We start from the raw sequence: 13,848 nt of genomic DNA on the forward strand, positions 1-13,848 counted from the left end.
CCGCCGCCTGGGCTGGTTGTCCGCGTTCGCCTGGAGTCGTGGTCTTCGCGGCCCGTCCCGTTCGCGTGCCGGAGGCAGCCTGGCGGAATGCTACCTTCAAAAGCGAGGTCCGGACGTATCCCTGCAGTTCAGACCCTGTTCCCTATTCCCTGCCCGGGTTGTTGTAAGGATTTCCCGGACGCCGTCATCACGCTCTCCGGCACGTGTTGGGTAGGGCCAGCACTACCACGAGCCGGGGTGGGGGCGGGGGTTCGGGATCTCGGCAATCACGGAACTCTAGAACGGTCACCCTGTTCGGCCGCTATATGCCAATCTGTGGCGCTAACGGCTGAGAGATCTTGTCTAGTGATCCGGCCCACCTGAGGAGAACCGTGACCGATTCGATCGTGACCGATGCCGCGGACCAAACCGCCGACCCGGAAGGTGGAGCACGAGGCAGCGATTTCGCCCGCCTGTCGCGCCGGATCACACAAGCGGGGCTGATGGAGCGCCGTCCTGGCTACTACACCGTGAGGATCGGTCTCGTCACCGCCTCCTTCGTCGGCGGCTGGGCCGTCTTCTTCGCGCTGGGAGACTCCTGGTACCAGCTTCTGGTCGCGCTCTTCCTCGCGGTGGTGTTCGCCCAGATCGGGTTGGTCGCCCACGACCTGGCGCACCGGCAGGTCTTCCGTTCCCGCCGCTCCAGCGAGATCGCCGGTCTGGTGGCCGGAAACGTGGCCATCGGGATGAGCTACGGCTGGTGGATGGACAAGCACACCCGCCACCACACGAACCCCAACCACGAGGACCACGATCCCGACGTCTCCCCGGACGTCCTGCTCTGGTCACCCGAACAGGCCGCCGTCAGCAAGGGGCTGCCCAGGGTGCTGGGCCGCTGGCAGGCGTTCCTGTTCTTCCCGCTGCTCACGCTGGAGGGGTTCAACCTCCACGTGGCCAGCGTCCGGGCGCTGCTGCGCCCGTCGACCAAGCACCGTGCCGTGGAGGCGTCGCTGCTGGTCGTGCACGCCGCCCTGTACCTGGGCGCACTGTTCGTGGTGCTGTCGCCCGGCAAGGCCGTGGTGTTCTTCCTCCTGCACCAGGCGATCTTCGGCGTCTACCTGGGCTGCACGTTCGCGCCCAACCACAAGGGAATGCCGATGTTCAGGGGTGACGAAAAGATCGACTTTCTCCGGCGTCAGGTGCTGACCTCGCGCAACGTACGCGGTGGCTACGTGGTGGACACGGTGCTGGGCGGGCTCAACTACCAAATCGAGCACCACCTCTTTCCCAGCATGCCGATGCCGAACCTGCGCCGTGCACAGCCGATCGTCCAGCAGTACTGCCAGGAACTCGGCGTCGACTACCTGGAGTCCGGGATCATCAGCTCCTACGCGCAGGCACTGCGCCACCTGCACGCCGTGGGGGCGCCGCTGCGGGCCCAAACCGCCACGGCCGGCTGAGTCGCGTCGCCGGCACGACCTCGCCGTCCGGGTCCGATCGACGAACGTTCCCGCCGCACGCGAACAGAACCAGACGAGAAACCGCCGTCGGACTTCGCCCTGAGTTCTCCTCCATAAACGAAGCGCGTGCCGCACCCGGGCCATTCCGGGTACGGCACGCGTCTTCTTTTCTTTTCACGGTTCGGCAGGGTCTGGGCGTACGGGGTGCTCCACATCGCCACCCGGACTCGGCCGGCCACATCGGCGATTTACCTACTGCCTCGGGAAAGAAGGCGGTATTACAGTGCTTGATGTGAAGCTCGCAGGCAGTGCCGTACTCGGCATCGACAGAGATCGTGTGTGGTCCGCGCTCCAGAACCCGGCCGTGCTCGTGTGCACGATCCCGGGTTGCGAGCGTCTGGAGGAGACGGGGCCCGACACCTACCGGATGATGGTCACCGCCGGAGTGGCCTCGATCAAGGGTGTCTATCAGGGCGAGGTCGTTCTGTCCGAGCCCGACGCGCCGCAGCGGTTCGTGCTCAAGGCCCGGGGGCAGGGCGCGCCCGGGACCGTCGACGCCACCGTGGAGGTTCGCCTCAGCGAGGTCGAGGGCGGCACCCGGGTCGACTACGACGCCGAGGCCGTGGTGGGCGGCATGATCGGCGGGGTCGGCCAGCGCATGCTCACCTCGGTCGCGAAGAAGACCGCGAAGGATTTCTTCTCCGCCGTCGAGAACCACCTCGCCCTCGTGGAGGCGACTGTTCCGGCGCAGGCCGTTCCCGTTCCAGCCGGGGCCGGGGCTGGAACCGGGGCGGGGGCCGGAGTCCCTGTTCTCGACCGTGCCGCGCCGGGCGGGTCGTCGGCCCCCGGGCTCGCGGTGCCGGCCGTTCCAGGTGCCTCGAAGGCGGAACCGCACGCCGGGGCCGGGCAGGTCTTCGAGCGTCCCGCCAAGGGACCCAGGCCCGGCGTGCCCGCGTGGTCGCTCCTCGCCGCGTTCGGGATGGGCGCGGGTGTCGCGCTCGGCAGCGCGGTGATCGGCTGGTTGCTCGGCCGTACCGGGGGGAAGCGCTGATCATGCCCCGGTGAAGAACCAGCGGTTTTCGGGTCAAGCGGTTCGCGTGCTTGACCGGTGAAACGCGTACCTCCTGGCAGTTTGGGATACGTCGACCACGACGGTTGCCGGGGGAACATGGAGCCGCTGCTGATCCTGCACGCCGTGGCCGCGGTACTCGCCCCGGCTCTGGTGCGCCGTCTCGGCCGCGACGCCTTCTTCGTGCTCGCCGTACCGCCCGGGTGCGGGTTCGCCTACTGGCGGTGGCCGGCCGTGGTCCTCGGCCTGCTCACCATGGTGCTGGGCGGCTGGCGGGCCCTGCGCGAACACGACCTCAAGAAACTGCTCGCCTACGGCACGGTGAGCCAGCTCGGGTTCCTGGCCGTACTGTTCGGCGCGGGCACCGGGGACACCGCGCTCGCGGGCGTCGGCATGCTGCCGGCGCACGCGCTGTTCAAGGCGTCCCTTTTCCTGATCGTCGGCATCGTCGACCACGCCACGGGCACCCGGGACCTGCGCGAGCTGAGCGGTCTGCGGCGTTCGGCGCCCTGGCTCTGCGCGGCGGCCGCGGCCGCGACGGCCTCGATGGCCGGGATCCCACCGTTCCTGGGGTTCGTCGGCAAGGAGGCCGCCTTCGAGTCGTTGCTGACCGGGCGGCTCGCCGACACGGTGACGCTGGCCGGCGTGGTCGCCGGCTCGATCCTCACCGTCGGATACAGCGCGCGGTTCCTGTGGGGAGCCTTCGGCGACAGACCCGGCCTGGAACCGGTCCCCGTTCACCGCCCGGACGCCGCGATGTTCCTGCCGCCCGCGCTGCTCGCCGGGCTCGGGCTTCTCCTCGCGCCCTTCTCCGGCCGGTACGGCCAGGCGATGGAGAGCTACACCGGCGCCTTTCCCGGACCGGGCCACGGCACCCACCTCGCGCTGTGGGCCGGGGCGCCCGTGCCGCCGCTGCTGTCGGCCGCCGCGCTGGCGGCGGGAGCGCTCCTGTTCGTGGCCAGGGGGTCGCTGTCACGTGCCGGGACCGCCCTGCACGTGATCGACTCCGGCCGGGTCTACTGGGCCCTCGTCCGGGGACTGGAGCGTTTCTCCCTCCAGCTGACCGGCGTCACCCAGCGCGGCTCGCTCCCCGACTATCTCATGATCGCTTTTGTGTCCGCGGCGGGGGTCGCGGGTTTCTCCCTGCTGTACGGGCCCATCGCCCGGATCCGGCTGGACGTGGTCCCCTGGGAGCGCGTCGAGCAGCCCGTCATCGTGCTGCTCCTCGTCGCGACGGCGATCGTCGCGCTCCTGGTGCGGACGCACATCGTGCTCGTGCTGGTGGCCGGGCTGACCGGGTACGGCACCGCGCTGCTGTTCCTGGTCCACGGCTCTCCGGACCTGGCGCTGACCCAGTTTCTCGTCGAGACGCTGAGCCTGGTCGTGTTCGTCCTGGTGCTCCGCAGGCTCCCCGCGGGGTCGAAACAGGGCCGGTTCCGGATTCCCTTCGGCGTGCGCCTGGCCCTCGGGCTGGTGAGCGGTCTCGTGGCCGCAGGAGCCGGGATGCTGGCCGTGAACGCGCGCCAGGCGGTGCCGGTCGGCACGCTGATGGCCGCCGCCGCGCAGGAGGCCGGGGCCTCGAACGTCGTCAGCGCGCTGCTGGTCGACATCAGGGCGTGGGACACGATGGGGGAGAGCTCGGTGCTCGCCGTCCTCACCCTGGGGGTGACCGGCCTGGTCTTCCTGCGCCGCCGTACGTATTCGATGGAACGCCCGCCGGAGGGGGCGAACACGGACGTCCGGACGACCTGGCTCGCGGCGACCCTGCCCGCGGGGCAGCGCGCCGTCATCGTCGAGGTCGTGGCCCGGCTGACCTTCCACACGGTGGTGCTGGTCTCGGTCTTCCTGCTGTTCACCGGGCACGGTTCGGTCGGCGGGGGGTTCGCGGGGGGCATCGTGGCCGGGCTCGCCCTGGTCGTCCGCTATCTCGCCGGCGGCCGGTACGAGCTGGCCGCGGCCGCCCCGGTCACGGCGGGGGTGCTGATCGGCGTCGGGCTCCTGCTGTCCACGATCACCGCGTTCTGGGGACTGCTGTTCGGCGGCGCGCCGCTGGACATGCTCTCCGCCGACCTGACGGTCCCGCTGGTCGGCGTGCTCCACCTGTCCACCGTGCTGCTGTTCGATCTCGGGGTCTACATCACGGTGGCGGGCATGGTGCAGGACATCCTGCGCAGTCTTGGCACGGAGCTGGACCGGCAGATCGAGGAGGCCGCCGGGTGAGCGCCTCGCTGGCGCCGTTCGTGGCGTCGGGGACCCTGGTGGCGACGGGAGTGACGCTGCTGCTGGAACGGAGCCTGGTCCGGCTGCTGGCCGGCGTCATCCTGCTCGGCAACGGAGTGAACCTGCTGATCCTCACCGCGGGCGGACCCGCGGGGGAGCCGCCGATCCTCGGCAGGTCCGACCCGGGCCGGATGGCCGACCCCCTGCCGCAGGCGATGGTGCTCACCTCCATCGTGATCACCCTTGGCGTCACCGCGTTCCTGCTCGCGATGGTCCACCGGTCCTGGCAGCTCACCGGCGGCGACGAGGTGCAGGACGACACCGAGGACCGCCGGGTACGGCTGCGCGCCAGGCGCGGAGAGCTCGACCGGGCCGTGCGCGACCGGCAGGAGGAATACCGGCGGATGGTCCGGGAGCAGCGCGCGGAGCTCGCCCGGATGGAGGCGGCGCGGCACGAGCGGGAGCGCAGGGAGGCGGAGGAGCTGGAGCGGCGGATCCTGGACGTCAACGCGGACCTGGGCCGCTGGCTCCAGGAGCACAAGGACGAGAGCCCGTCCACCGAGCGGCTCGCGGAGCGCTTCGCCGAAGCCCGGCGGGCCGAGGACGTCTCGAAGGAGGACCGGCAGCGCCGGGTCCGCGAGATGCGCGCGGAGTTCGCCCGCAAGGAGCGGGAACACGCCGAGCGGGAGCGGCGGGTCCGCAGGCGGCTCCGCATCCGCCAGCGCGAGGCGCGCAAGCAACTGCGCGCCGAGATCCGGGCCGACCGGGAGCGGCAGGCCAGGGCGCAGGACCCCGATCTGGAGGGGCCCGGCCCGGAGGAGGAGAGCTGATGGCGGTGCCGCCCGCCGTACGGGACGTACGTGGGGAGCGCCGGTGGAGGCGCTGATCGCGGTCCCCGTCGTGCTGCCGCTGCTGGCCGCCGGACTCAAGCTGGCCATCGGCAGGCGGCTGCGCGGGCTTCAGGCGCTGATCAGCGTGTTCACCCTCGCGACGGTGCTGGCGGTGTCGCTGATCCTGCTGCCGGTGGTCGACCGGGAGGGGCCGAAGGCGGTCGGCGCGGGAGGCTGGGGGGCGCCGATCGGCATCTCGCTCGTCGCCGACCGGCTCTCCACGCTGATGCTGGTGGTCTCCTCGGCGGTGACGTTGTGCGTGATGATCTACTCGCTGGCCCAGGCCTACGCCGACCAGGAGGACAGGGCCCCGCTGTCGATTTTCCATCCGGCCTACCTGATCATGGTCGCCGGAGTGTCGGACGCCTTTCTCTCCGGCGACCTGTTCAACCTCTTCGTCGCGTTCGAGATGCTGCTCAGCGGGTCCTACGTGCTTCTCACCTTCGGCGGGACCGAATCCCGCATCCGGGCCGGCGCCACCTACGTGGTGATGGGGCTGACCTCGTCGCTGCTGTTCCTCGTCGCGATCGCGGTGGCCTACGGCGCGACCGGCACCGTGTCGATGGCCCAGCTCGCCGAGCGGTTCCCGGTCCTTCCCCAGCACATCAGGCTGCTCGTCGAGCTGATGCTCCTGCTGGTCTTTGTGGTCAAAGCGGCGATCTTCCCGATGTCGGCGTGGCTGCCCGACTCCTACCCGACCGCGCCCGCCCCGGCGACGGCGCTCTTCGCCGGGCTGCTCACCAAGGTCGGCATCTACTCGATCATCCGCCTGGAGGCGCTGCTGTTCCCCGGCGGGCCGGTGAGCGGCCTGCTGATGTGGGCGGCGCTGCTGACCATGCTGCTCGGGGTGTTCGGGGCGCTGGCGCAGACCGACATCAAGCGGATGCTCTCCTTCACCCTGGTCAGCCACATCGGCTACATGGTGTTCGGGGTCGCGCTCTCGACCGTCGCGGGCATGGCGGGCGCGGTGTTCTACGTCGTCCATCACATCACCGTGCAGACGAGCCTGTTCCTGGTGACCGGGATGATCGAGCGTCGTGCCGGGACCACCTCGCTGGACGGGCTGGGAGGACTGACGAAACTGGCGCCCCTGATCGCGGTGCTCTTCTTCGTTCCCGCGATGAACCTGGCGGGGATCCCGCCGATGTCCGGTTTCCTGGGCAAGCTGGCACTGATCCAGGCGGGGGTGGCGGACGGCCGCCCCATGGCGCTGACCCTGGTCGCGGGGGGACTGGTGACCAGCCTGCTCACCCTGTACGTGGTGGCGGCGACGTGGAGCAAAGCCTTCTGGCGGGCACCGCCCCCCGGAATCAGACGGGCGGGAACCGTACTGGAGAGCGAGGAGCGGGAGAGCGGGACGGACCCCGTTCCCCGGGCGCACGGCACCGAGGGCATCTCCGGCCGCGCGATCGTCACCGGCGTGAACATGCCGCCCGCGATGCTCGGCTCCACGCTGGCGCTGGTGGCGCTGGCCCTGTCGTACACCGTCATGGCCGGGCCGCTGTCCGCCCTGTCGGAGCGGATCGCCACCGAGTTGCTGGCCCGCGAGCCGTACATCTCGACGGTGCTCGGGGACGCGCGGTGAACGGCGGAGGAGACGGTGCCCGGTGGCGTGCGATGAGGGGTGGTGCTCGGTGAACGGGGGAGGCGGTCCGAGCCGCGCGCCCCGGCTGCCGGGCAGGCGCGTGCCGCCGGCGCAGGTGGCCTGGCTCACGATCGTCTGGCTGCTGCTCTGGGGCGACGTGACCGTGGGCAACGTGCTCGGCGGCCTGCTGGCCGGGCTGGCCGTCGTGTGGCTGCTGCCGCTGCCGGTGCTGGACTCCGGGCTCCGGATCCACCCCGTCGGGCTGGTCGTCTTCCTGACCCGCTTCGCGGTGGACATGGTGGTCTCCAGCTTCCGGGTCGCCTTCTGGGCGCTGCGACCGGGCACTCCGCCGGTCCGGATCGTCGAGGTACGGCTGCGCTCGTCGTCGGAGGTCATGGCCGTGCTGATCACGGTGGCGCTGTCGGCGCTGCCGGGCAGCCTGGTGCTGGAGGCGCACGTCGGGGAGAGGCTGCTGGTGCTGCACGTGCTCGGCGTCACGGGTGACGCGCGGGCCGTCACCGAGGCGGATGTGGCGCGGCTGGAAAGCCGCGTCGTCGCGGCCTTCGGCACCCGCGCGGACCGGGAGGAACTGCGATGACGACGGTGTATACGATCGTGCTCGCGCTGCTCGGCGGCGCGGCGGCGATGACGCTCTACCGGCTCGTGCGCGGCCCCACCATGCTGGACCGGGCGGTCGCGCTGGACGTGCTCACCGCCGTGGTGATGTGCGGGATCGGGGCGAGGGCGGCGGCGTTCGGCGAATACTCGGCGCTGCCCGTGCTGCTGGTGCTGTCCCTGCTGGGGTTCGTCGGATCGGTCTCGCTGGCCAGGTTCTTCTCGGGACGAGCCCGATGATCACGTCGGCCGGGGGTTCACGAGCCGGATCCGTCGGCCGCGCCGGGCAGGTCCCCGGTGAGGTGGGCGCGTTGACCGCGCCGACCGGGTTCGCCGCGAGGTGGGTCCCTTGACCACGTCGGACATGGCGTCGGACGTGGCCGCCGCGGTGTGCATGCTGCTGGGCGCGGGACTGGCGTTCGCGGCGGGGGTCGGGATGGTCAGGTTCCCCGGCACCCTGGCGCGCATGCACGCGGCGACGAAGCCCCAGGTGTTCGGACTGCAACTCATCCTGCTGGCCATGTGGTTGCGCGATCCCGTCTGGGCGCTCATGGGGATGCTGCTGATCATCGGGGTCTTCCAGGTGGTCATGGTGGCGGTGGCCGCCTACGTGGTGGGACGGGCCGCCTATCTGGCGGAGCCGCCGGGGGACGACGGTACGGCGAGCCCGTTCGCCGAACCTCGCGCGTAAGGATCTCCAGGCGTAACGTGTCGGTATGCGGGAGGCACGCGCGGAGGACGCAAGGACCGAGGCCAGACGACTTATACGTGATCTGCTGGGAGAGGAGCGGCCTGACGCCGCCCTCCTGGTGCACGAGGCGGAAACGGCGCTGGGCGCGGACCGCGTCGAGCGCTGCGTCGAGCTGGTACGCGGCGCCCCCCTCACCCGGAGGTCCACCGAGCTCGCCGCGCTGGCCGGGCTGCTGGTCGGCACCCGCGAGCTCGGCGAGGAGTGGTGGGGGCGCGAGCGCGGCGGCAAGCTGCCCGTGCCGGACGAGGTGCTCCGGGCCTCGACCGCGATCGACCCGTGGATCGACCTGACCGTGCTGGAGATGCTCGCCGCCTGGATCGCCGACGACGTGGCGGACGGAGCATGGGGCCGTCCCTTCGCCGTGACCGATCTCAACTCCTGGCAGGCGGAGGACCGGGTCGAGCTGCCCGGGGACGCCGCCCCGGGACAGCGGATCGTGGTCTCCTTCGACGCGGGCGGCAGGCTCGACGCGCTGGTCCTCCGGCGCCCGGACGACGAGCTCGGCTCCAACCTGGACTTCGACTCGCTGCGCTACTCCCGTCCGGCCGAGGCCCAGTGGAGCTGGGGCGTCGCCGCCGGGCTCGGCCCGCACCCCCTGGATGAGGACCCCGACCCCTACGAGGAGCCGGTGGACGCCGAGGCCGCCGAGGTCCTGCACGCCTGGGCCCTGCGGCACGGCGCCTCCGCCCAGCAGGCGGGTGAGGTCTGGAAGGTCAAGGGTGAGGTCGTCGCCGCGATCGAGCGGGTCGACTGGATGTGGCGCAGCGCCGAGTGGTTCGCCTGGTGGCGAGGCGTGGCCGCCCTGGTCGACGGCGAGCCCGAGCAACTCGCCGCCCGCCTCGAAGAGATCGCTGACGCTCCTTAGCGCCGAGTTCCCTGCCGCAGACCTCGGAGACGAGCGAATCGATGGACCGCACACTCTGGCTTCCAGACCTACGGCCACTTCGCCGTGCACCTGATCGGCTGACCGGCACGCCCCCGAAGACCTTGACGGTGCCGGTCAGCCGATCATGTTCTTGGAAGGTGTGGCCTTCTCCGCTTTCGAAGTCGCGACCCTTCTCGGAAGCCCGGTGGCCCGAGCGGACCGGCTCACCTCGGGGAGAGAGCCGCGCTCGGCGGGAAGCGGCATCCGAGGCATGCAGGAGCCGGATCGTTGTCTTCCATGGGAGAAGGCGCGGGCCGGCCCGGCGGTGCTACCGGGCCGGCCTTCGGTCCTCAGTGCCTGTCGCCGCGGTTGTGGTCACGGCGGTTGTGGCCGCGGTCGTAGTCGCGGTCGCGGTGGTTGCGGTCGTAGTGGTGGGAGCGGGCGTAGTCGAAGGACACGGCCCTCCAGCCGCCGTTGAACCACCGGTAGAAGCGGTGACCGTCGAAGCGGTAGCGCTCGCCGTGACCGGACACGCTCACGGCCACGGTCTGACTCGCGGTGGCCGTGGTGGCCGTGGTGGCTGCGGTGGCGGCCGATGCGGCTCCGCCGGTGGAGGCGATGATGCCGCCGGCGATCGCCAGTGTCGCGGCCGCCGTCGCCAGGCTTCGTGTGATCTTCATGTCGTTTCCCCCTTGAGTGGTGCGCGCTGTTCTCAACGCGCACCCTCAAGCTAAATGGGTGAAATGTCCATTTCTGCGTACAAAGGCACATATAAGGCTGAGTGCGCACTATGGCACACAAGCGGCCTTTCCTGGGCAGGATCTCACCGTGATCCAGATGGCGGTTTGCGGTCCGCGCGACTGGCGGTCACCGGGCTCCGGCCCGGCCGCTGAAGTCGTCCGCGTCGAGATCCGGAGCCGGCGCGGAACCGGCGTCACGCGCGAGTGCCGCCGTCCGAGGTTGTGCCGGCCGGCGAGGGCAGGCGCATCAGTTTGAGGGCGAGGGCGTTGACGGCGACGATGACGCTGGAGCCGGACATGGACAGGGCGGCGATCTCGGGGCGCAGCACCAGGCCGAACGCGGGCTCGAACACGCCCGCGGCGATCGGCAGGGCGATGGTGTTGTAGCCGATCGCCCAGCCGAGATTCTGGCGCATCTTGCGCAGGGTGCCACGGCCGACGCGCAGTGCGACGGGCACGTCCAGCGGGTCGGAGCGCATGAGCACGACGTCGGCGGTCTCGATGGCCACGTCGGTGCCGGCGCCGATGGCGACGCCCAGGTCGGCCTGGGCGAGTGCGGGGGCGTCGTTGACGCCGTCGCCGACCATGGCGACCTTGCGGCCACCGGCCTGCAGTTCGGTGATCTTGGCTGCCTTGTCGCCGGGCAGCACCTCGGCGAGGACGGTGTCGATACCCAACCGCTCGGCGATCCGCCGCGCGGTGGCGGCGTTGTCACCGGTGAGCATGACCACCTCGACGCCGAGTTCGTGCAGGGCGGTCACCGCCGCCGCGGAGGTCGGGCGGGGCGCGTCGGCGATGCCGATCACCGCGGCCGCCGTGCCGTCGATCGCGACCATGACCGCCGTACGGCCTCCGGCGGACACCTCGTCCCGGCGGGCGCCCAGCTTGCCGAGATCCACCCCCTCGCGCTCCAGCAGACGCCGATTACCCACGATCACCCGATGGCCGGCCACCTCGGCGACGGCACCGTGACCGGGCACGTTCTCGAACCGTCCGGCCCGCGACACGCCCGAACCGCGTGCGTCGGCGTGGCGGACGATCGCCTCGGCCAGCGGGTGCTCGGACTCCCGCTCCACCGCGGCCACCAGTCGCATCACCTCCTCCTCCGCCACACCGTCGGTGATGACGTCGGTGACCTCCGGCTCGCCCTGGGTCAGGGTGCCGGTCTTGTCCATGACCACCACCTGGATGCGCGCGGAGGTCTCCAGCGCGATCGCGTTCTTGAACAGGACGCCGCGCTCGGCGCCGAGCCCGGCGCCGACCATGACCGCCGTGGGGGTCGCGAGGACGAGCGCGTCCGGGCAGGCGATGACCACGAAGGTGATGGCGAACAGGATCGCGACGCCGAACGGCGCACCGGCGAGCAGGAACCAGACGGCGAAGGTGAGCCCGCCGCCGATCAGGGCGACGAGCACCAGCCAGAAGGCGGCCCGGTCGGCGAGGCGCTGCCCGGGGGCCTTGGAGTTCTGTGCCTGCTGGACGAGCCTGACGATCTGGGCCAGGGCGGTGTCGGCGCCGACCTTGGTGGCGCGCACCCGCAGCGTGCCGTCGCGGTTGATCGTGGCGCCGACGACGGTCGAGGCCGGCCGCTTGTGCACCGGCAGGCTCTCGCCGGTGACCATGGACTCGTCCACCTCGCTGTCGCCGTCCTCGACGACCCCGTCGACCGGGATCTTCGCGCCGGGGCGCACCAGCAGCAGGTCGCCACCGGCGACCTCGGCGGTGGGCACCTCGACCGGGGCACCCTCTCGAATGACGACCGCCTTGGGCGGGGCCAGGTCGAGCAGGGCGCGGATGGCGTTGCTGGCGCCGCCCCGGGCGCGCATCTCGAACCAGTGCCCCAGCAGGACAAAGGCGGCCAGGACGGTGGACGCCTCGTAGAACACCTCGCCGCCGCCGGTGAGGGTCACGATCAGGGAGTACAGCCAGCCCGCGCCGACCGCCACCGAGACCAGCACCATCATGTCCAGCGTGCGGGCCCGCAGCGCCCGCACCGCCCCGCTGAAGAAGATCCGGCACGAGTAGAGGATCACCGGCAGGCTGAGCAGCAGCGCCCACACATCCTGGCGCAGCCCGAAGGGAACCGGCAGGTCCAGGCCGAGCACCTCGGTGCCGATCGGCGACCACATCACGATCGGGATCGAGAACAGCAGCGCCACCAGGAACCGGTTGCGCATGTCGGCCACCATCGCGGCCATCGACATCCCGGCGTGCCCGTCATGGCCCGTGTCGTGAGGGGGCGGCGTATCCGGCTCGGCCATCGGATCGCAGATGTGGGCGGGCACCGACTGCCCCGCGCAGTGGTAGCCGCATTCGATCACCTGAGTGCGCAGCTCCGCCAGTGAGGTGAGGGCCGGGTCGAACAGCACCGTCGCCGTCTGGGCCACCGGGTTGACCTCCACCTCCCGCACCCCCGGGCAGCGGCCGAGCCAGGCCGCGACGACGCTCTGCTCGGAGGCCCACCGCAACCCGCTGACGTCCAGGATCGCGGTGCCGAGCTCCTTGCCGCCGCTGTGGCGAGAGTGGAGGTGATCCGTCATGGGCCGGCCTCCTGCACGGTAGGAGGGTGTTGGAGCCGACGCTCCTATGGCAAATCCATCGATTTCGTGCAAGATCAACGTGTTGTGCCGGCCGCGGGCCGCCATGCCCGCAGGCCCTGCTCGTCGCCCGTGGGACCTGCTCGTCCCCGGAGCCGGTGACCGCGGGCCCTCGCCGGGTTCGTGATGATCGTTTCAACCGGTCTCGTGGCCGTAATCCTGTTGCCCGCCCGGCCTGTGAACTTTAGGCTTGGCGAGCCGTCGCATCGTGCGGCGCACTCGATGAGAAAGGAGGCCTGAGATGTTCTCCGATCTTCCGGCGCCTCCTCGGATCCGGATCTGACCGATCCAGGTCGCGCCTCTGTCTAGTTCTAGCAGAGGACTGAAATGCTTTCTGATTCAACGGTCGCCTCCGACGGCGAGCATGTTCCCGTACCGGCTCCCCCGTCCATGAGCACCGTGCTCGCCTCCCGCACGGATGTCCCTCCCGCCTGGGACGAGCGCACGATGCTCGCCACGTTCCTCGACTACACCCGCGCCACGGTTCACGCGAAGTGTGCCGGGATCGCCGAGGACGACGCCCGCCGGGCGCCCCTGCCCGGTTCTCCACTGATGACGATCTCCGGGCTGGTCAGCCACCTGCGCTGGGTGGAGTTCGGCTGGTTCGAGTACACGCTCCTCGGAGCGGAGGATCGCGGTCCGTTGCCGACCAAGGACGACCCCGATCCCGAGATGCGCATCGCCGTCGAGATTCCGATCATCCAGCTGCTCGCCGAGTACGAAGCCCAGTGCGCGCGGAGCCGGGAGATCATGGCCTCCCTCGACCTGGACACCCCGTCGAAGCGGAAAAACAGCGCCGGTGAACCGGTCACGCTGCGGTGGATCACGTTCCATCTGATCGAGGAGACCGCACGGCACAACGGGCACATCGACCTGCTCAGGGAGATGGCCGACGGGGTGACCGGCGACTGAGCGAACATCTGGCCTTTCCCCTTGGGTCACCCGGCGATCTCGCCGGGTGACCCAAGGGGTCCGGTATAGCCGACGCTCTCACTTCACCCCCGGTGTGTGTTGTTCCCGCGACTCGCCAAAAGCTGAACGACAAAAGCGGCGAAACTGGGGCAAATGTAATTTTGT

Annotated in this window: 12 protein-coding genes; 10 read left to right on the plus strand and 2 right to left on the minus strand. The window is 70.6% G+C overall.

The genetic code is table 11. From position 1 onward, the window contains the following. Positions 1-371: 371 nt before the first annotated feature. The 9 genes from J2853_RS02395 (at position 372) to J2853_RS02435 (ending at position 9,434) form a co-directional block, all read left to right on the plus strand. A complete protein-coding gene (locus J2853_RS02395; RefSeq protein WP_370879176.1) occupies positions 372-1,439 on the plus strand; it encodes a fatty acid desaturase family protein in 1,068 nt (355 codons plus the stop codon). A gap of 292 nt (positions 1,440-1,731) precedes the next feature. Next, positions 1,732-2,490, plus strand: a complete 759-nt coding sequence (locus tag J2853_RS02400) for an SRPBCC family protein (RefSeq protein WP_307554466.1) — start codon at positions 1,732-1,734, stop codon at positions 2,488-2,490. Positions 2,491-2,571: 81 nt separating this feature from the next. Then, positions 2,572-4,728: a hydrogen gas-evolving membrane-bound hydrogenase subunit E gene (gene mbhE, locus J2853_RS02405; protein ID WP_307554468.1), complete on the plus strand. Its 2,157-nt coding sequence runs from the start codon at positions 2,572-2,574 to the stop codon at positions 4,726-4,728. Further along, positions 4,725-5,558 carry a Na(+)/H(+) antiporter subunit C gene (locus tag J2853_RS02410; RefSeq protein ID WP_307554470.1) on the plus strand — a complete coding sequence of 278 codons (834 nt, stop codon included), beginning with the start codon at positions 4,725-4,727 and terminating at the stop codon, positions 5,556-5,558. Before mbhE ends, J2853_RS02410 begins: the two co-directional genes overlap by 4 nt. Positions 5,559-5,601: 43 nt before the next feature. Continuing rightward, complete coding sequence (locus J2853_RS02415) at positions 5,602-7,203, plus strand: Na+/H+ antiporter subunit D (protein WP_307554472.1); 1,602 nt, start codon at positions 5,602-5,604, stop codon at positions 7,201-7,203. Between the two features lie 49 nt (positions 7,204-7,252). Further along, complete coding sequence (locus J2853_RS02420) at positions 7,253-7,801, plus strand: Na+/H+ antiporter subunit E (RefSeq protein WP_307554474.1); 549 nt, start codon at positions 7,253-7,255, stop codon at positions 7,799-7,801. Continuing rightward, the gene (locus J2853_RS02425) at positions 7,798-8,058 is read left to right on the plus strand and encodes an MrpF/PhaF family protein (RefSeq protein ID WP_307554476.1); all 261 of its coding nucleotides are present in this window, start codon (positions 7,798-7,800) and stop codon (positions 8,056-8,058) included. The genes J2853_RS02420 and J2853_RS02425 overlap by 4 nt, the downstream gene beginning before the upstream one ends. A gap of 109 nt (positions 8,059-8,167) precedes the next feature. Next, positions 8,168-8,509, plus strand: a complete 342-nt coding sequence (gene mnhG, locus J2853_RS02430) for a monovalent cation/H(+) antiporter subunit G (RefSeq protein ID WP_307554478.1) — start codon at positions 8,168-8,170, stop codon at positions 8,507-8,509. Positions 8,510-8,534: 25 nt separating this feature from the next. After that, positions 8,535-9,434 carry a hypothetical protein gene (locus tag J2853_RS02435; RefSeq protein WP_307554480.1) on the plus strand — a complete coding sequence of 300 codons (900 nt, stop codon included), beginning with the start codon at positions 8,535-8,537 and terminating at the stop codon, positions 9,432-9,434. A 350-nt stretch (positions 9,435-9,784) separates the two neighbouring features. Here the strand turns inward: J2853_RS02435 and J2853_RS02440 are convergent, their stop codons facing one another. Together J2853_RS02440 and J2853_RS02445 are read right to left on the minus strand one after the other, a co-directional pair. Continuing rightward, positions 9,785-10,114, minus strand: coding sequence for a hypothetical protein (locus tag J2853_RS02440; RefSeq protein WP_307554482.1), 330 nt, complete (start codon positions 10,112-10,114; stop codon positions 9,785-9,787). A 254-nt stretch (positions 10,115-10,368) separates the two neighbouring features. Continuing rightward, on the minus strand, positions 10,369-12,714 hold the full coding sequence (locus J2853_RS02445; protein WP_307554484.1) for a heavy metal translocating P-type ATPase: 2,346 nt from the start codon (positions 12,712-12,714) through the stop codon (positions 10,369-10,371). Between the two features lie 447 nt (positions 12,715-13,161). Between J2853_RS02445 and J2853_RS02450 the strand changes: the two genes are divergently transcribed. Beyond that, a complete protein-coding gene (locus J2853_RS02450; RefSeq protein ID WP_307568578.1) occupies positions 13,162-13,683 on the plus strand; it encodes a DinB family protein in 522 nt (173 codons plus the stop codon). Positions 13,684-13,848 lie beyond the last annotated feature (165 nt).

It is taken from the genome of Streptosporangium lutulentum (assembly GCF_030811455.1).
In the GTDB taxonomy this organism is placed as follows: Bacteria; Actinomycetota; Actinomycetes; order Streptosporangiales; family Streptosporangiaceae; genus Streptosporangium; species Streptosporangium lutulentum.